The following is a 19,362-nucleotide window of genomic DNA, read 5'->3' on the forward strand; positions in this document are numbered from 1 at the left end:
GATTTTAGCTTTCTATCAAGGGTTAAGTCAGAACATACCATTGGCAAGCAAATGATCAACGGAGTGAACGTTTTTTGAAAGCTACAGTATTTCGCCTGACTGGCCTTAAAACGGAATATAGGGACGGAAATTATAACGGCCCCTTAGAAGGCATTTTCAGAGTTCCCACCTTACCTGCCTATTCGATCCTGCATCATCATCTTGAACTCGGCAATGCTGTGAGAATGGAAGATTTCAGCGTGCCTGATACCGAAATACACGGTGATGTGCTGCGTATGACTCCCATAGCATCCACTACTCACTATCTGTGGGAAATGAATGCCACACTCACGATCTCTTTTTCAGGCATCAGGGATTATTCTCTGTTCTTTCCTCACGTCGAAAACGATCAACTGAGGGTAAGGTTAGGCCAGTTCGCTGAAGAGGCTGAGAAAGCCTTTGAGGCCTCCGCATGGATGTCCTTTGCCCTAATGGCCGGAGCGGTGATAGAGGGCTTGCTGATGAACCAGTTTGGTCGAAATAAGAGGTTCAAACAGCTGATCGACCTCTCTGTTGAGGAGAAGGTGATTTCAGCTGAAGACTTAATCAGCCTTCATGAGGTTCGGGAAGCCCGTAACCGGGTTCATGCTGATAGGTTTCAAGATCCATTTGTCGGACGCAAGCTGGCAATGGATGTCTATGTAATCTACGACCGCCTGCTAAAGCGGCGATGGGATCTTGATGGGTTAAAGTGACCACGTTCTGGTCACAGTGCCGCTTAGAAACGCGCTGTGCCGTGTTTAGAGAGGATTTCAGCATCCAGCGCCGGTGTTGCATGGTTAGTGACTCGAAGCGCTGAGAGACTCGATGATAGCCGATACAGCCCGGTTTCCGATCCTGTTGGTCGGGGGTTCGAATCCCTCCGGGTGTGCCATTTTTTGTAAGTCCTCTTTTCTCAGTTTTCCGCCGTTATCGTTACATCTTCCTGACCGGAGGGTGAGAAACCCCGTGGGTTCGAGCCGAGCGAAGCGAGACCATGTTGCCGTAGGCAACAACCCGAAGGGCGAGGCGCAGCCGAGTAATCCCTCCGGGTGTGCCATTTTTTCAGCAGCCTTAAGCTTCAAGTAATTCTAGCGAAACGATCGATCTCCGATTTCTTGTCCCAAGACTGTTCCGCTTTCCGCTTTCCGCTTTCCGCTTTCCGCTTTCCGCTTTCCGCTTTCCGCTTTCTGCTTTCCGCTTTCCGCTTTCCGCTTTCCGCTTTCCGCTTTCCGCTTTCCGCTTCTTGTACCGCTTCGGGTATACCGAATAAAGCCTTTGCCGCCATTGATCCGCCTGTTAGCAGTGGTGAAGGGGGGGGGAACCGCCGGGTCTGGATTAATTATTAGCAGTAAAAGTTGTTTGAAACTGGTTTTGTAGTATTTGGCTTTATAACTGATATTTTTGAAAAAAAGCTATCGCTTATGGGAAGCCCATGGCGCAATCCTGAACCTTAACCATAAAGCCTGCTATCGCCGGTTTTATGACTGAAGCGACCTCAGGATCTCTAGTGCCGGCTATCGAACCTGTTGCAGTAGTGCTCACCATTGAGGTGTGGCCTGCTCCTGTCTATATCCATTTTCCGTCATAAAACTGTTGTACAAAATTGCAACAAAGCACTTGATTTAACGCCACTTTTGCATAGTCTGTTGTACAGGATTGGTAACATCTGACATTGGCTGTTAGATTAGGACGCCCCCCGTTCACCTGAGAAAATAACCATGGCCGGAGCCTTAGGTGTGAATCACTTTAAACGTTATTTATCGTTCGTTTCTTTTTCCCTTCTGGTTTCAACAGCCCAGGCTGATACGCAGATTGAGCAACTCACCTCTCTGGTTAATCAGGGGGATATGGCGGCCGCCTATGATTTAGCGCAGCAACTTCAGCCTGAATATGAGGGCGATCCTGCGTTTGATCTGCAATATGGCATTGCGGCTATCGATAACGGCGATATTGGCCAGGGGATGTTTGCGCTGGAGCGGGTGCTGGTATTACGGCCGGATATGCATCTGGCGCGGCTGGAGTTGGCGCGGGGCTATTTCCTGCAGGGCAATGATCTGCGGGCAAAAGAGCAGTTTAACGCGGTGCTGGAGAATAACCCACCACCTAAGGTGGTCGACCAGATTCAGGCCTTCCTGAACCTGATCGCCAGCCGGGCTGAGAAGAGTCGCTGGAGCGCCGGCGGCTCGCTGCAACTGGCCTGGGGCTATGACGACAATATCAATGCCGCGCCGGAATCACAGACCACGGTGGTGACACTAAGCGATACGGCACTGGGGCGTGGCGACCAGTTCACTACGATGAAGCTGAACGGCCATGCTGAATATCAGGCAACCAAGGCTCAGAGCTGGTTTGGTAATGCCACCCTGGAATCGCGCTGGTACGCCGATGAAGATCCGCAGGACTTCCGCAACCTGCGCGGCTTGGTTGGCAGTCGCTGGCTGGACGGTCGCAATCGCTACCAGTTGGCGCTGAACGCGCAGAATTATCAGCTGGATAATAACGATTACCGGGACAGCTACGGGGTTGGTGGCCAGTGGACCTATGCCCTGAGTAAAACCGCTATCGTGACGACGTCGCTGGATTACAGCCAGCTTGATTATGATACGGCGGACTGGAAGGACAGTGATCTGGTCAGCCTCGGAGTGAATGGCGTTATCGTCGGTAACGGCCACTGGACGCCGGTGTATTTTGCCGGAGGCTTTGCCGGCCGAGAAAAACCGGATAGCCCGGGCGTGCTGGCAGATGCCGGTGTCGACCGACTGTTCTTCGGCGGCCACATCGGGGCCAGGATAGAGCCTTATGATGGCCTGCAGCTGACCACTACCCTGGTGGCCCAGCGCAGTAACTACCGCGGCACCGACTTTATCTACAATATCCGCCGCGATGACAACTACCTGGCACTGGCGCTGGATGCCAGCTGGAAGCTGCCGCACGACTGGCGTTTTATCAGCGGTATCAGCTACAGCCGCAATGACTCCAATATCGAACTCCATGATTACGACCGCACCCAGGTTCGCCTCGGTGTGCAGTATCAGTTCTGAGCATAGGGACATACCATGATCCGTTTAACCACCGCTGCCTTTCTGATCATTGCCTCCCCCTCGTTGCTGGCCGCTGACGGCGTCGGCAAGGTGCTGCTCAGTTTTGGTAAGAACCATGCCATTACCGCAGAAGGCGAGCTGCGTCTGCTGAAGCGGAAATCCGAGATATTCAATCAGGAAACCCTGCAGACCGGGCCGCGTGGCCGTTTGCAGGTGCGCTTCAGCGACGATTCGATGCTGTCACTGAAACCCAATACCCGCTACGCCATCCAGCAGTATGAGTTTAACAAGGCAGCGCCCACCGAAAGTAAGGCGTTTTACAAGCTGATTAAGGGTGGTATGCGCACCATCAGCGGTAAGATCGGCAAGGTCGACCGCGAGGATTACAAGCTGGAAACCGTGGTGGCCACTATCGGTATCCGTGGCACCGAGTTTGAGGTGCTGCAGAATGCTGAAGGGATGTGGCTGGGGGTGAGCGACGGTAAGGTGTTTGCCGAGTCGGATCAGACCTCAGAGCTGATCGGTAGCGGCGGCTACGCCTTTGTTGGTAATAACGGCCAGCTGATCGTACTGGACGAACGCCCTGCTGAGCTGGATCAGAGCACGGCGACCAGTGATAGCGCCGAAGATGAGGAGCAGGGCGGCAGCGGCGGCGGTGAGCAGGAGGGTGAGGAAGACACTTCTGATGACGGCGCTGCAGAGGGGGCTGCTGAAACCGCGGATGATTCAGGTGAAACAGAGACGGGTAGCGGCAATGAAACGGATCTGTTTAACGACGATTCTGTTGCCGAAGTGACACAGAGTGCGGGCGAGGCCAGCAATACTGCCAGTGATCCGGGCCAGCAGAGTCAGCAGGGCAGCGAAGACGCAGTGGCTGAGGCTCAGGAAGAAACGCAAACGAGTGCGGACAGCACAGACAACGCCACAAGTAACGATACCGATAACAACACCGATACCGGCACCGGCTCTCAGGCCGGAACCAGTGTGAATGCCGACGCGGGTTCCCGGGTACGGATGGTGACCTTTGCCCAGGGCAATACCAGTAACGCCACCGGGCTGGTGGTAACGGCTGAGAGTGGTCAGAAAAAACTCAAAGTGGACAAGGACAATAAGCTGTTCACCGGCTATGACCTGAAGCAGGGCAATGGTTTTCTCTCTGGCTCCACTGGCTCCAGCTGTGCACCATCAAACAGTTGTACTTTGACGCTGTCCGGAAAGACCTCCGACGGGACTTTTGGCACCGATGGCGATATTTACTACGGCCGCTGGAACCAGAACGCCCTGAGCTCGGCGAGCGAAAATGGCAGCAGTGTCTCGATCGCCGCGCCGCTGCACTATGTCTTCAGTGAGAAATTCAGCGGCACCGCCGTCGTGACCGAGCTAAATAAAAACAAGACGGGTTCGGTGCGCTATGACCTCTCCAGTGCCACTAAGCCAACCTCGCTGGACAGCAGCGGCAACCTGCTGGAAGGTACCCTGAACAGTGCCAAGATTATCCTCAACTATGACGATATGAAGGTACTGGATGCGGCGATGGCGATCAGCATGGATGATGGCCGCAAGCTGGATATGTCGCTGCTGTCCGAAATGAGCCTCAATGCCAGTGGCGAATTTGTCGCCATGTCGATGAGCGGTCACTGCAGTGGCGGTTTCTGTACCGACAGCGATGCCGACCTGACCCAGGTATCGATGAACGGCACCTGGGCTTTCGATCTGGTAGGCGATAAAGCGCAACAGCTGATGTCGGAGTATATCTACAACTCCTCCTCATCTCAGGTAACGCCGTTTTCGGTCAATGGTGTGGCGGTACTGGATCAGTCGCCCAAAGAGGGCTTTGCGGTTGCCTATATCGATAACGCGGCCTCTGCGGCCAGTTCCAGCGCAGCGACGACATCGGCTTCGACTTCACTGGGTACCCATCTTAAAGGTGAAAATGGTGCTGCCGTGGTGGATTACAAAAACCTGAAGCTGACCACCGTCGATGTAAGTGGCGCCGATGTGATCACCTCACTCTCGGTCACCGATACAGATGAGGATGACGGCTGCAATCCCTGTACCTTTGACAGTGACGGCCTGAGTGGCTCTGAAGGCACTGCAGCACTGAAGGATTCCGGTTTTGCCCAGCTGGACGAGGCCAAGGTAAGCTGGGGGCGCTGGAATCTGACATCTTCCGGGGCCAACCTGTCGATTACTGATGGCACCCGCTCCGGCACTGTGGATGCGCGTGGCCCGCTGCACTTTGTCTACAGCGGCGACCTCACCCCCTACGACACTATTGCGGCCCGCTCCGGTACTGCAACCTACAGCTGGTCGAACGGTACCGCGCCGACCCTTTCGGACAGTACGGTGACCGGTCTCGATGGCACGGTGAACAAGCTGGATGTGTCGGTGAGTTTCGAGACGCAGAATGTGACCGCTGTGGATATGGGGCTGAGTTTCAGCAACGGCAGCAGCGCTTATTCAGTCAACGCCAATCTGGCGTCTGATGCCCAGACAGGCCTGCAAAACCTGGTCAGCGGCAGTGATGACCTGCGCCTTCACGGCTCGGTGAACCGTACCCTCAGCGCCAGCACACCGGAAAATATCCAGATGGAAGGGCGTATGACGCTGCAGTTTGTCGGTGAACAGGGGCAGGGTGCGATCACCAGCTTTGGCTTACAGGAGCAAGGCTCGGTCTCGGGTGTCGCTGTCAGCGGCGCGGGGCTGCTGAAAGAGGCTAAGTAGCGGCGCAGTTGTTCAGGGGCAGGTCGATGCGGGTCAGAGGCTGATCCGCTCGTTATGCAGCAGGCGGCGGGCGTTATGACTTACCAGCAGCGGCTGGCACTGTTGCATGATCGCCTCTTCAAACCCCGGTTTCAGGTGGGTGATCAGGATCTCGCAGTCGTACTCCAGCCGTGATAGCTGTTCCGCCAGCTGGGCCGGGGTCAGGTGACCGCTGAGTTTTGCCAGCTCGTCCAGCTCATTGGTAAAAGACACATCGATAATCAGCAGCTGCGGCTGTAGCCGGTTCAGGATTGGCCAGAGGGCATCGTTGCAGCCGGTATCGCCGCTGAAGGCAAAGCTGCTGTGGTTATCAGCCAGAAGGTAACCGCAGGTGGGAGTGGGGTGCTCGGAAGGCAGCACGGTCACGTTAATTTCATCCAGAGCGAGCCGGTCGCCGACGCTGATCTTATGCAGCCGTACGATCGGCTGCTCTTCCGGCAGTACCGTATAGTCCGGCCACAGGGTCCAGTTGAAAATATGCTGCTGCAGGGCGTCGATCACCTCGGGCAGGGCATAGAGATCGATCGGCTGGCGGTGGGCATCGTAGATGGTTGCCAGCATCAGCGGCAGGCCGACGATATGGTCGAGATGGGCGTGGGTGATCAGTACCTGACGGATCGCGGTCATCTGCTCCAGTGTCAGCAGCTCGACACCGGTGCCGGCATCCAGCAGCAGGGATTCATTGATCAGGAAGGTGGTGGTCTTGAGGTTTTTGCCGATACCGCCGCTGCAACCAAGAATCTCTATATTCACTTCCCACCTCTGATCCGGCTCCTTAGAATGCTGTAAGAGTACCAGAGATCCCAAGAGTGTCACCTTTATATGTCGACCGATACCACACCGTCTGAGCAGTATTACGCCCGTCTCACGGAAATTTTGAGCAAGATTCATGAATACAAGGATTTCAGCTCAGCCTTTCCGGTAGTGGAAGAGGCGATCCTGACCATGCTGGGGGCCGAGCGGGTCACCGTCTATCAGCATCAGCAGCACCGCTGGGAACTGCTGTCCCGCTTTAAGACCGGTGATGACGTGCTCGAAATCAAGGTGCCGGTCAGCACTGCATCTATTGCCGGTTATGTGGCTTTCAGTCGCCAGCCGGTGATGATCGCCAATGTACGGGATGCGCAGGAGCTGAAGGCGATCCATCCCAACCTGCGCTTTGATGGCAGCTACGAGAAGAATATCGAGTTTAAGAGCCGCTCGATGCTGGTGGTGCCGATTCAGTACAAAGGCCTTTTGCTGGGGGTGCTGCAGATCATCAACCGCCAGCGCGGTGGTGCCTTCGATCAGAATGACCGCGCCCGGGCGGAGAAATTTGCCGCCATGCTGGGACAGAAGTTCCGTTATGATTTTGGCTGTACCGAAGGCCCTTATCACTACCTGATCGATAATGGCCTGCTGGATAAGACCGCGCTGGAGCGGCTGCAGGCCAAGGCCACGCCGACCCAGCCCCTGACCCGGCTGCTGAAAGAGCAGGCTAAGCTCAGCGTCGCCCAGATCGGTAAATCGCTGGAGTGCTTCTATCAGGTGCCTTTCCTGCAGTACAAGCCGGAAAGCTACTATGCCCACCCGGCGGCGGCCCAGCTAAACCGGGCGTACCTGCGCAACAGTAACCTGGCGCTGCTGACCGACGGCAAGACTGAGCAGGTGCTGGTGCTGATCGATGATCCCAACGACAGCAAACGGGTGATGGAGATCGAAGGGGTACTGGATAACCGCGAAACCCGCATCTGTGTCGGCCTGGTGGACGATATCCAGCAGTACCTGGGCGTGGTGGCACCAAGCCCTGAAAGCGGCGCTAATCTGGATACGATCCTCGACGAGCTGGAGGATGACTCCGAGGTGATCGAGGAGGTTTCCGATCGTGACGATGTCAACGAGGAAGACTCCACCGTGGTGCGGCTGGTGAACCGGATCTTGCTCGATGCCCGCCGCCTGGATGCGTCCGATGTGCATATAGAACCGGGCCGGGGACGCACGGCGACCAATGTGCGGATGCGTGTCGACGGCGTATGCCAGGAGATCATCCAGATCCCCTCGACCCACGCCAAGGCGACGGTGTCCCGTATCAAGATCATGTCCAAGCTGGATATCTCCGAGAAGCGGGTACCCCAGGACGGTAAGTTCTCGGTGCGCCTGCACGGCCATCCGCTGGATGTGCGTGTCGCCACCATCCCGACGGTTAACGGCGAAGGGGTGGTGATGCGACTGCTGCAGTCCGGCGAGCCGATTCCGTTTAACCAGCTCAACCTGTCGCCGCGCAATCTGGAAGCGCTGGAGCACCTGATGACCTTCCCGCATGGCATCCTGCTGGTGGTGGGGCCGACCGGGTCCGGTAAGACCACCACTTTGCACGCGGTGCTGTCCCAGCTGAATACCCCGGAACGTAAGATCTGGACCGCCGAAGACCCGGTGGAGATTACCCAGCCGGGGCTGCAGCAGGTCCAGGTGCAGCCGAAGATCGGATTCGACTTCGCCACCGCCCTGCGCGCCTTCCTGCGCGCTGATCCGGATATTATCCTGATCGGTGAGATGCGCGACAAGGAGACCTCCCACGCCGGGGTCGAAGCCTCCCTCACCGGTCACCTAGTGCTATCCACCCTGCATACCAACTCGGCGCCGGAAACCATCACCCGACTGCTGGATCTGGGAATCGATCCGATCAGCTTCTCCGATGCCCTGTTAGGCATTCTGGCCCAGCGTCTGGTGCGCACCCTGTGTAAGCACTGCAAGCAGCCCTACAGTGCCAGTGAAGACGAGGTGGAATTCCTGCAGCGCCAGTACGGTGCGGGCGCGGAAGCCCTGGGGCTGGTGGCCGGCCAGACCCAACTGCATGCGCCTAAGGGCTGTCCGGAGTGTAATGACACCGGCTACCGGGGCCGCACCGGGGTACATGAACTGCTCTGTACGTCTGACCGGATGCGCGAGCTGATCAGTCACGGTGCCAGCATTGCCGATATCAAAACGCAGGCGATAAGCGATGGCATGACCACCCTGTTGCAGGACGGTATCCAGAAAATTATTAATGGCGACCTGGACTTTGCCCAGCTGCGTCGTGTTGCGGCGGAGTAAGTACTTATGAGCCAGCGCTGGATTCGCAGCCTGGTTGGCCTGGGGCTGACCCTGCTGATGCTGCTCAGTGTCTGGACCGGACAGCGGCCGGAGCTGGCCGAACGGCTGGAACTGGATCTCTATGACCTGCGCCTGAAACAGTCGCTGCTGAATGAGCAGGACCCGCGCATCGTTATCGTCGATGTGGATGAACCCAGCCTGGCGGCAGAGGGACGCTGGCCCTGGAGCCGGGATAAGCTGGCGCGGCTGGTCAGCCAACTGACGGATCAGTACGGCGTGGCGCTGGTGGGTTTCGATATGGTGTTCTCCGAAAGCGATAACCGTGTCACCGCCGTGCGCCTGCAGCAGAGTCTGCCGACAGATCCACAGCAGCGTTTCAGCGCACAGCAGCTACAACGCCTGTTACAGCAGAGCGACCCGGACCGGAACTTTGCCGGGGTGATTGCCGAGCGACCGGTGGTGATGGGCTATGTCTTCAATCAACAGGACGCCGCGCTGGTGAACGGTGGGCTGGGTCCGGCAACAGTCTCTGCACTGACGGCCGGGATTGAAGCCCCGCTGGCACAGGGGTATCTGGGCAACCTTCCCGCCCTGCAACAGAGTACGCCCTGGGGCGGCTTCTTCGATAATCCGCTGGTGGATGCGGATGGCACCTACCGCCGGGTGCCACTGTTGCAGCAGTATCAGCAAGCCTATTACCCCTCGCTGGCGTTGGCATCGCTGCTGGCCCTGCTGGGTGAAACCGAGGTGACGCCGATCATCGAACGGGATATCCGGGGCGATAACCCGGCGCTGATCGCAATCGATGCCGGCGGTATCCGTATTCCGGTCGATCACCGCAGCGCCGTGCTGGTGCCCTATCGTGGTCCGATGGGTAGCTTTCCCTATGTCTCTGCAACCGATGTGCTGCAGGGACGGGCCGATCCGGCCGTGCTGGAAGGCGCCATCGTACTGGTCGGCACCAGTGCGGCCGGCTTGCTCGACCTGAGGGTAACACCGCTGCAGAACCGCTATCCCGGTGTTGAGGTCCATGCCAATATCCTCTCCGGTATGCTCGATGAGCGTATTCATCACCAGCCTGATTACACCATCGCCGTCGAACTGACCCAGCTGCTGATTACCGGACTGTTGTTATCGCTGCTGGTCCCGCGGCTATCTGTCTTCTGGGGTAGCCTGCTGACCCTGGCCTGGGGACTGGCGCTGATCGGGGCCAACCTGTATGCCTGGAACCAGCTGTTGTGGGTGATTCCGCTGGCCTACAGCCTGTTGCTGACGCTGCTGCTTTACCTGTTTCAGCTCAGTACCGGTTACTTTTTCGAGAGCCGTAACCGCCAGCGCCTGGCCAGCCAGTTTGGCCAGTATATTCCGGCCGAGATTGTGGATGAGTTGAACGCCCGCGGCGGTGAGGTGGAGCTGGAGGGAGAGAGCCGCGATATGACAGTGTTTTTCTCCGATGTACGCGGCTTTACCGGGCTGTCGGAACAACTTAATCCACAGCAGCTGACGCGACTGATGAATATCTACCTGACCCGGATGACGGCGCTGATCTACCGTCATCGCGGCACTGTGGATAAATATATCGGCGATGCGGTGATGGCTTTCTGGGGCGCGCCGCTGGCAGATCCGCAGCATCAGCGCCAGGCGCTGGATGCGGCGATGGCGATGCTTGAGGCGATGGCGGATGTTAACCGTGAACTGGAGCAGGAGGGACTGCCGCAGATCAGTGTCGGTATGGGCCTGAACAGCGGCAAGATGAATGTGGGTAACATGGGCTCCAGCTACCGTATGGCCTATACCGTGATGGGCGATGCGGTCAATCTGGGGTCGAGGCTGGAGGGACTGACCAAGTTCTACGGCGTAGCCCTGATTGTCAGCGATGCCCTGAAGCAGGCGGTCCCTGAATACCTGTTTCTGGAACTGGATCGGGTGCAGGTCAAGGGGCGCAGTGAACCGGTGATACTGTGGCAGCCGCTGGGCCTGAAAGAGGATCAGGCCGAAGCACTGCTGCGACTGACAGAGAACTTTTCCACAGCCCTCAGCCTGTTCCGTCAAAGGGCATGGAGGGAGTGTCTGGAGGTATTGCAGCAACTGGAACGCCAGCAGTTTAATCCACAGCTGTTAGCGATCTATCGCCGGCGTATTGCTGATTATCAACAGCTGCCGCCCCCGGAAAAGTGGGATGGTGTCTTTATCCACACCTCGAAATAGCGCCTGAACTATTCCAGTGTTGCTTCTGCAGCCTGCATTCCCGGCAGGGCCTGTGGATCAAATGGGTCGATCTGCTCCGGCCTGATATGGCTGCGGGCATAGTTCAGGTAGGCTTCACTCTCGACAAACAGCCGGAACAGTGCACCGTCCAGCTTACCCTCTTCGACCATCCGCCCCATGATGCTGAATGCCTGTGACAGCTTCATACCTTTCTTATAGGGGCGGTCGGGCGAGGTCAGGGCCTCGAAGATATCCGCGATACACATGATGCGCGCGCGCAGGGACATCTCGCTGCCCTGCAGGCCTTTCGGATAGCCACTGCCGTCGATGCATTCATGGTGGTTGCCGGCGATCTCCGGAACCCGCTGCAGGTAGCTGGGGTAGGAGAGCGCCTCCAGCATATCCTGGGTGATAATTATATGGTCACGCATGATATTGCGTTCGGCTTCAGTCAGAGTGCCCCGCAGGATCAGCAGGTTGTTCAGCTCGTTATCGCTGATCAGCTGCTGTGGCTGGCCGAAGCAATCGGTCCAGCGTATCCCGGCCAGTGCCTGGATACGCTGCTGATCGCACTCGGCCAGCGCTTCGCTGCCACGGTTGCAGCGCCGCAACAGCTCCAGGTCACTGTCCAGCTGGCGGCATTGTTGCTGGTAGTGCTGCATCTGCGCATCGTTGTGAGGCTGTTGTAGCAGCTCAATATAGAGGTGTTGCTTGTACTGGGTGAAGCGCGCCGCGACCAGCTCGATGCGATCGAAGATGGTCTGTAGCTTGGTGGCTTTTTCGATCACGTGTTCCGGCGTGGTGATCTTGCCGCAGTCATGCAGCCAGCTGGCGATTTGCAGTTCGTAAAGTTCATCATCAGTAAACTGTACCTCACTGAAGGGACCTTCCCTGCTGTCGCACACCGCCTGGGCCAGCACCTGGGTAATCGCCGGAATATTCTCGCAGTGCTTGCCGGTGACCGGTGACTTATGGTCGATCGCCCGGGCAATGACCTTAATAAAGGACTCCAGCAGGTTGCGCTGTCCCTCGATCAGCTTGCGCTTGGTGAGTACCGTGGCGGCCATCGACGAGAGTGACTCAATCAGCAACTGCAGGTCATCTGAAAACGCCTGAATCTCGCCGTTCTCATCGAGCGCATTGATCAGTTGCAGGACGCCGATCATCTCGCCTTCATGGTCCTGCAATGGTACGCAGAGGAAGGACTTGGAGCGGTAGCCGAATTGCTCGTCAAAACGCCGGGTGCCGGAAAAGTCGAAGCGGTCACAGTGATAGACGTCAGGGATATTCACCGGGCTTTGTTGCAGGAATGTCTGCACCACTACCAGTTTGGAGGGCTCTCCGCAGGGTTCATACAACGGGATCGATGGCAGCTTGTCCGGCTTCTGGTTAATACCCAGGGTTTTATTGTAGAGCACCGTGAATTCCAGCTGATCGCGCTGGTTCTGGCTCAGGGTATAGAGGGTGCCGGCATCGGCGTTGGTCAGGCTCAGGCAGCCCTGCATGATCTGATCCAGCAGCCGGTCATGGCTTTTTTCAGCGGTCAGGGCCAGGGCGAGCCGGGCCAGTTGCTGAACAATATCCCTGTTGGTTCTGGTGATCATAGACGTCCTGAATTTTTGAGCCTTGTTGCAATAATCAGTGACAATAACCAGATGTAGCGATTCGGACAAGCGACACAGCCTTCAAAGCGTTTCAAAGTGGCTGACAGAGTGTCTGATAAATGCAGCGCTGAAGCAAAAATCCTGTGTCTGTCGCCGCCTGATGGAAGTTGTTCCCCAGGGGCCTGGTGCCGTTTACAGGGCCACACAGAACTGGATTCAGTATTACACATGCAGGAAATTCTGCTGCTGTTTTATGGCGGAGGCCTGACGGGTGCTGCGAAGCGGCACAGGACTGTGCCGTGGGAGTTAGAGCGTAATGGGAGGTGCCTGCCCTGGCGTTTCCCTGCCGATACGTTTCCTGATCAGCTGCGAACCAGATTAAAGCTCAAGGATGACATCCGTGTGACAGTGCTGTGGCTTTTTACTTCTGTGAATGCGTTGCTGAATCAGCTGTCTGGGTCTAAAACTGTAAGGTGCGCAGGCTGTTTCCGACATAAACGATTTGCCGTCTGAATCGCGCTTGATCGACCACGGATATAGAAGGGATTGCTTTTGGACAAAGTGCGATTGCTGATACTGGGGCTGGTGTTCGGGGTGACATTTGCACTCTGTAGCTATGCCGTCTGGTGGTTGCAGGGTATCAGCGAACGGGAAAAACGGATGCTGCTGAATGAAGTGGTGTCGGTAGAAGCCGCAGCGATTGAGCGTCACCTGTCACGGGCGCTGACGGCCTCTTATGTGCTTGCCCAGCAGGTCCGGAGCGCCGGTGGTCAGCTGGAAAACTTTGAAGCGGTTGCAGAAGAGCTGATGGTATCGGTACCGGAAGTTTCCAACCTGCAGCTGGCGCCGAATGGCGTGATCGAGCAGATCTATCCGCTCAGGGGCAATGAACGCGCGCTGGGGCTGAACCTGCTGGATGGCCAGCCACGAAACCGCGAGGCGGCACTGGCTCTGAGGGATCGCCGCCTGACACTGGCGGGCCCTTTTGAGCTGGTACAGGGCGGCGTTGCCGTTATCGGTCGCAATCCGGTCTTTCTCTCCACGGCCGATGGCGATGAGCACTTCTGGGGGTTCGCTTCGGCATTGATCTTTATTGATAAGATACTGGCTTCCTCTGAGCTGGGAAAGCTGGAGCGGACCTGCTGCTCTTACGAGATCGCGAGGGCCGATAACCTGATTGGCCCCGAATATATCTTTGCCTCTTCGGAATCGGCGATGGATGCCAATGCGGTGGAGGTGCAGATCAGTGTGCCTAATGGCCATTGGATGCTGCGGCTCAGCCGCCATCCGGGGAGCCAGTTCGCGTTCTGGCAGGGGATGCTGCTTAGCGGCCTACTGGCGCTGCTGCTGTCAGCGCTGGTTGCGCGGATTCAGCGCGAGCCTGACCGGCTGCGGAAACTGGTCGAGAAAAAAACCGAAGAGCTGGAAAAGCTCGCCTTTCATGATCCCCTGACCGGGCTGATTAATCGCCGTCTGCTGACTCAGGAGCTGGAGCATCAGATAGAGGTGATGCGGCGGGAACACAGTCAGGCGGCGCTGTTTTACATGGATCTGGACGACTTCAAACGCATTAATGACAGCATGGGGCATGAAGCGGGGGACCAGTTACTGGTCGAAGTGGCATTGCGGCTGAAGAACGTGCTGCGCGGTCAGGATCTGGTGGCGCGGCTGGGCGGCGATGAGTACGCCATTATGCTGTTGAATATCCGCTCGGCCGAGGATGCCCAGCGTGTTGCTAATAAGATCCTGAGTTCAGTCAGCAGGCCGACCAACCTCTGCGGCCACGAGGTGGTCACGGCGATGTCGATCGGTATCGCTATGATCCCGGCCGATGGCTGGGATGCCGCTGCACTGATGAAGAGTGCCGACCTTGCCATGTACAGCGCTAAGCGCCAGGGCAAGAATCAGGTGGCGTTTTTTGATCCCGGAATGCAGTCACAGGTGGTGGCGTCGCTGCGGGTGGAGGAAGAGCTCCGGCACGCGCTGGAGCACGATGAACTGCGGCTTCACTATCAGCCGATTGTTGAACTTCCCGGACGCCGTCCGGTGATGCTGGAAGCCCTGCTGCGCTGGCAGGTGCCGGGGCAGCCGCTGCGATACCCCGGAGAGTTTATTGAGGTTGCCGAACAGAACGGTCTGATCGTACAGGTGGGGTATTGGGTGATCCATCAGGCCTGCATGATGTTGCAGCAAAGGGAGAAAGAGGGGCTGGAGCTGTTGCCGGTGGCGATCAATGTCAGTCCGAGGCAGCTACAGGACCCGATGTTTGCAGATTGCCTGGCGGAGATTCTGCTGGATACCGGCGTCAGTCCCGCACTGATCGAGCTGGAGATTACTGAGTCTGTCCTGATGGAGCAGCTTGACCGGGCACTGATGCTGCTGAATCGACTGAAGGGGATGGGCGTGGGAATCGCCATTGATGATTTCGGTACCGGTTATTCCTCGCTGGCGCAGCTGAAAGAGTTGCCGGTGGATACCCTGAAGATCGACCGCTCCTTTGTGGTTGGCATGATGGAAGATAAGCGGGGACAGCAGATTGTCGAGGCGATTGTGGCGATGGCCCATACCTTGGGTTTATCGGTGATTGCAGAAGGTATTGAAGAAGAATCCCAGCAGATTATATTGCAGCAATATGGCTGTGACCTCGGGCAAGGGTATTTTTATAGCAAACCAAAACCCGTGGAACATCTTAATCTGGGGCCTGAGAAAGTGGCCGAAGAAAAGAGTGGTCTGCTACAGGATTAACTCAGTTATCCAGCCTCCGGGTAATTGCACCCGGTAATATTTTAATCTGATTTATATATATCGATATAAGTACAGGTTATCTAAAGATCTCGAGCCTGAGTCCGCAAAATCCTCACTTTTCCACAGCCGTAAACCATCTTCTCCTGCAGTGGAAAACTGTTTTTCACCAGGCCGTCAGGAAGTGCTTTAATGGCTGGTTAAAAAACAACCTCTAACAGCTTCTTCATAACTTAACCACCAAGTTACACACAGAAAAAGATACCCACTGTTCCTGTGTGTAACTGTGTGTGTATAGTCTTTGCTTGTTGCTAAAGGTATTGATATTAAAGGGTTTCATGAATAAGGGTTATTTTTGTTCAATCTTCATCTGCCAGCCTTCACTGGCATGGGTATAAGTTTTTACTCACAGATAAACATCAGTATCCGCTGCATAAGAATCTGTGCGTAACCCCTTTCGTGCAAGGCTGTTTATAACTCTGTTATTAATTTATTAGCAGATGGCTCTGAGCCACGTCACAGCAGCCTTCCCGGTGGCTGGTGATAACCGCTGCACTTGAAGCGGCCAGAGCGGGCTTTAGTGCTGCAATTGGTACCAGACTGGTACCACCGATCGAAATTGTCTGGCTCTGTTTATAAGCGGCAGATATTCATAGTTTTAATCATCGATCAGTGTACTTAACGGGCCGTTCCATTATGGTATTCCATCTCTTTCATCTTGATACCGACAGCGGTCGCAGCCTGCAGCAGCAAATACGGGCGCAGCTAACCGCTGCTATTCTTAACGGCCATATCCCCCGCGATATGCCTTTACCCTCGAGTCGGAAACTGGCTCAGTTATTAAGCGTATCCCGCAATACGGTGATCCGGGTTTATGAGCAGCTACTGGATGACGGCGTTATTATCTCCCGTGAACGCAGTGGTTATTATATTAATCCGGAATATACTGCCGTGGCCCGGCCTGAGCCGGTGGTCGCCCGTGGCGATGACCGGGTCAACTGGCAGCGATTCCTGCATCAGCGTCCCAGCGAGCAGCGCAATATCGTCAAGCAGAAGCATTGGCAGCGCTACAGCTACCCCTTCGTCTACGGCCAGTTTGACCCGCAGAGTTTCCCTGTCCAGCAGTGGCGCGAGTGTAGTCGTGACTCCGTCAGTGAGGCGGCCGTGGGTAACTGGGCGGCGGACCAGCTGCAGGACGATCCGATGCTGGTGGAGCATATCCTCACCCATATATTGCCGCGCCGGGGCATACTGGCTAAGCCGGAACAGATCCTGATTACCGTGGGTGCGCAGCACGGCATCTATCTGATCAGCCAGCTGATACTGAGGCCGGGGGATCGTTTCGGCATCGAGAATCCCAATTATGTGGATGTACGGAATATTGCCGCCAGCCGACCGGCCCAGGTGCTCCCGCTGCCGGTGGATGAGGAGGGGCTGGTGGTCGATCAGCGTCTGGCCGGCTGTGATTGTGTCTATGTCACCCCCAGTCACCAGTTTCCCACCACTGTGACCATGTCCCTGCCGCGTCGTAAGGCCTTACTGGCGGCCGCCGCCGAGCATGACTTTCTGATTATCGAAGATGACTATGAGGCTGAGGCCAACTTCACCTCCACCCCTTGTCCGGCGCTTAAGAGCATCGACCATGCCGGGCGGGTGGTCTATGTCGGCAGCTTCTCGAAGACCCTGGCCCCGGGCCTGCGGCTGGGCTATCTGGTGGCAGATGAAACCCTGATCCGCGAGGTGCAGGCGCTGCGGCGGCTGATGCTGCGCCATGCACCGATGAACAACCAGCGCACCGTGGCACTGTTTATCGCCCGGGGCTATTACGATGCCCTGATTAACCGACAGAGCCTGATCTACAAGGAACGCTGGCAGCTGATGCGTGAGGCACTGCAGCACCACTTGCCCGACAGTACCAATCCGCCGACCTTCGGCGGTTCATCCTATTGGGTGGAAGGCCCGCCGACACTGGACAGCCGGGTACTGGCAGAGAAAGCCCGGGCCGAAAGTATCCTGATCGAACCGGGCGAGGTGTATTTCAGCGGCAGGCCACCGCAAAACTGTTTCAAGCTGGGTTACAGCTCGATTCCGTCCGAGCGGATCGAACCCGGTATCGGCAAACTGGCCGAGCTGGTGCACCGGCTGGTGCCCTGAACCAAGGACGTACTCTTCTCCTTCTTCGGCAGGGTATCAGATTGCTTCAAAGCAGCGGTTAACTGGCTCTCTGCACCGGGGCTGGCGCTTCTTACACTGGGGCTATCGAATCTGCATTGCTTTGCAGCCCCCAGATAAGAACAAGAGGCGTAAATGATGAGTCAGACTGAACAGATCCGTATCCGCGACTATATCAACGGTGAATGGGTTGAGCAGAACAGCAGCGGGTCGGTGCCGCTGAATAACCCATCGACCGGGGCTGTGATCGGTGAAGTGCCGATGGGGACGGCGCGGGAGTCACGCGCGGCCGTGGCGGCGGCAGCGGACGCTTTTCCGGCCTGGCGTGATACCCCGCTGCCAAAGCGTATGGGGTATATCTTCGCCATGCACCGGGGGATGATCGACGCTAAGGAAGCGCTGGCGCAGGCGATTGCGCTGGACCAGGCGAAGAATATTGCCGAGGCACGGGGTGAAGTGCAGCGGGTGATCGAGATCCTGGAGATGGCCTGTACCATTCCGGCGCTGATTCAGGGTGAAACCGTACCGGGTATCGCCAACAACATCAGCGGCCGCATCATCAAAGCGCCACTGGGCGTATTCTGTGGCGTCGCGCCGTTTAACTTCCCGGCGCTGGTGTTTGGCTGGTTCATTCCTTTTGCTATCGGTACCGGCAACACCTTTGTGTATAAGCCATCCACCGAATCACCGCTGTTTATGCAGAAGATGATGCAGCTGATTCACGACCTGGGCCTGCCAAAGGGCGTACTCAATGTGGTACACGGTGACCGCGAAGTGGTTGAAGCCTGGTATGAAGACGAAGATGTCGCCGGTGTCTGCCTGGTGGGCTCCTCTCCAACCGCCAAGGCGATCGCCGAAGGCTGTGGCCGTAACGGTAAGAAAACCATGCTGTTGGGCGGTGCTAAGAATTTCATGATGGTGATGGAAGATGCACCGATGGATCAGCTGATCGAAAATGTGCTGATCTCCGGTTATGGCTCTGCTGGCCAGCGCTGCCTGGCGGTTTCTAATATCGCCTGTGTGCCGGAAATTCACGATGAGTTTGTCGAGCGCCTGCTGCAAGCTTCCAAGAACCTGAGCATTGGTGATGCGATGAACCCGGACCTGTTTATGGGGCCGGTGATCTCACGCAACGCCAAGGAGCGGATCGAGAACTATATCCAGCTGGGTATCGAAGGGGGCGCAACCCTGACACTGGATGGCCGTAACCCGGAACTGGCAGCGGAAAACCGCGATGGTTACTTTGTCGGCCCGACGGTATTCACCGATGTAACGCCGGGGATGCGTATCGCCCAGGAGGAGATCTTCGGCCCGGTACTGAGCGTGATGAAAGTAGGCTGTATCGACGGTGGCCTGCGTATGATCCGCAACCACAAGATGGGTAACGGTGCCTGCATCTTTACCCAGAATGCGTACTACATCGAGAAGTTTATCAACGAGGCCGATGTGGGTATGGTCGGCGTTAACGTCGGCGTCTGCGCGCCGCATCCGTATATGCCATTCGGCGGAATCAAGGACTCGCTGGTAGGCAACAATAAGGTGCAGGGTAAGGAAGGTATCGACTTCTTCACTCAGAATAAAGTTGCCACGGTGCGGGTGATCTCTCCGCAAGACGCGGCGGGTAAGGATCAGGCCGCCGCGCCAGCTGGCGGTGAGGTACGCAGCTGCGTCGCCAGCTGATCAACGGTCTCGCCGCCTTGAGCTCTACTGGCGGTGACGTTTCGGGCCTGGTTATTGTG

The 19,362-nt window shown here is 56.7% G+C and carries 10 protein-coding genes and 1 other RNA gene; 9 read left to right on the forward strand and 2 right to left on the reverse strand.

From position 1 onward, the window contains the following. The first annotated feature begins 74 nt into the window (after positions 1-74). From Q354_RS0117655 to Q354_RS27565, 4 genes are all read left to right on the forward strand, one after another. Positions 75-734 carry a hypothetical protein gene (locus tag Q354_RS0117655; protein ID WP_027858751.1) on the forward strand — a complete coding sequence of 220 codons (660 nt, stop codon included), beginning with the start codon at positions 75-77 and terminating at the stop codon, positions 732-734. Positions 735-955: 221 nt separating this feature from the next. Continuing rightward, positions 956-1,078, forward strand: a non-coding RNA gene (locus tag Q354_RS28015) — RtT sRNA. Between the two features lie 679 nt (positions 1,079-1,757). Further along, entirely contained in the window at positions 1,758-3,062 is a 1,305-nt protein-coding gene (locus tag Q354_RS0117665; RefSeq protein WP_169828910.1) for a surface lipoprotein assembly modifier, read from the forward strand. A 15-nt stretch (positions 3,063-3,077) separates the two neighbouring features. Continuing rightward, a complete protein-coding gene (locus tag Q354_RS27565; protein WP_051560249.1) occupies positions 3,078-5,786 on the forward strand; it encodes a FecR family protein in 2,709 nt (902 codons plus the stop codon). Between the two features lie 33 nt (positions 5,787-5,819). On the opposite strand, the gene Q354_RS0117675 is transcribed toward Q354_RS27565, so the two are convergent. Then, the gene (locus Q354_RS0117675) at positions 5,820-6,578 is read right to left on the reverse strand and encodes an MBL fold metallo-hydrolase (protein ID WP_027858754.1); all 759 of its coding nucleotides are present in this window, start codon (positions 6,576-6,578) and stop codon (positions 5,820-5,822) included. A gap of 69 nt (positions 6,579-6,647) precedes the next feature. Here Q354_RS0117675 and Q354_RS0117680 point away from each other — a divergent pair, with 69 nt between their 5' ends. Then, positions 6,648-8,897: a GspE/PulE family protein gene (locus Q354_RS0117680; RefSeq protein WP_051560250.1), complete on the forward strand. Its 2,250-nt coding sequence runs from the start codon at positions 6,648-6,650 to the stop codon at positions 8,895-8,897. Between the two features lie 6 nt (positions 8,898-8,903). Next, positions 8,904-11,105: a CHASE2 domain-containing protein gene (locus Q354_RS0117685; RefSeq protein WP_027858756.1), complete on the forward strand. Its 2,202-nt coding sequence runs from the start codon at positions 8,904-8,906 to the stop codon at positions 11,103-11,105. Between the two features lie 8 nt (positions 11,106-11,113). Here the strand turns inward: Q354_RS0117685 and Q354_RS0117690 are convergent, their stop codons facing one another. After that, entirely contained in the window at positions 11,114-12,709 is a 1,596-nt protein-coding gene (locus tag Q354_RS0117690; protein WP_027858757.1) for an HD domain-containing phosphohydrolase, read from the reverse strand. Positions 12,710-13,270: 561 nt separating this feature from the next. Here Q354_RS0117690 and Q354_RS26370 point away from each other — a divergent pair. The 3 genes from Q354_RS26370 to mmsA all read left to right on the forward strand — a co-directional run bounded on the left by Q354_RS26370 (position 13,271) and on the right by mmsA (position 19,303). Continuing rightward, positions 13,271-15,454: a putative bifunctional diguanylate cyclase/phosphodiesterase gene (locus tag Q354_RS26370; RefSeq protein ID WP_245601082.1), complete on the forward strand. Its 2,184-nt coding sequence runs from the start codon at positions 13,271-13,273 to the stop codon at positions 15,452-15,454. Between the two features lie 693 nt (positions 15,455-16,147). Then, the gene (gene pdxR / locus Q354_RS0117705; protein ID WP_027858759.1) at positions 16,148-17,605 is read left to right on the forward strand and encodes a MocR-like pyridoxine biosynthesis transcription factor PdxR; all 1,458 of its coding nucleotides are present in this window, start codon (positions 16,148-16,150) and stop codon (positions 17,603-17,605) included. Positions 17,606-17,758: 153 nt separating this feature from the next. Next, positions 17,759-19,303 (forward strand): CoA-acylating methylmalonate-semialdehyde dehydrogenase, encoded by a 1,545-nt coding sequence (mmsA, locus tag Q354_RS0117710; RefSeq protein WP_211252282.1) that lies wholly within the window; start codon positions 17,759-17,761, stop codon positions 19,301-19,303. Positions 19,304-19,362 lie beyond the last annotated feature (59 nt).

Origin of the sequence: Marinobacterium jannaschii DSM 6295 (assembly GCF_000620085.1) — a bacterium.
Taxonomy (GTDB): Bacteria; Pseudomonadota; Gammaproteobacteria; order Pseudomonadales; family Balneatricaceae; genus Pontibacterium; species Pontibacterium jannaschii.

Excerpts from the sequence above, each read along its gene's own strand:
- Q354_RS27565 (WP_051560249.1), top strand. The coding sequence starts at position 3,078 with ATGATCCGTTTAACCACCGCTGCCTTTCTGATCATTGCCTCCCCCTCG.
- Q354_RS0117680 (WP_051560250.1), top strand. The coding sequence starts at position 6,648 with ATGTCGACCGATACCACACCGTCTGAGCAGTATTACGCCCGTCTCACG.
- pdxR (WP_027858759.1), top strand. The coding sequence starts at position 16,148 with ATGGTATTCCATCTCTTTCATCTTGATACCGACAGCGGTCGCAGCCTG.
- Q354_RS0117690 (WP_027858757.1), bottom strand. The coding sequence starts at position 12,709 with ATGATCACCAGAACCAACAGGGATATTGTTCAGCAACTGGCCCGGCTC.
- Q354_RS0117685 (WP_027858756.1), top strand. The coding sequence starts at position 8,904 with ATGAGCCAGCGCTGGATTCGCAGCCTGGTTGGCCTGGGGCTGACCCTG.
- mmsA (WP_211252282.1), top strand. The coding sequence starts at position 17,759 with ATGATGAGTCAGACTGAACAGATCCGTATCCGCGACTATATCAACGGT.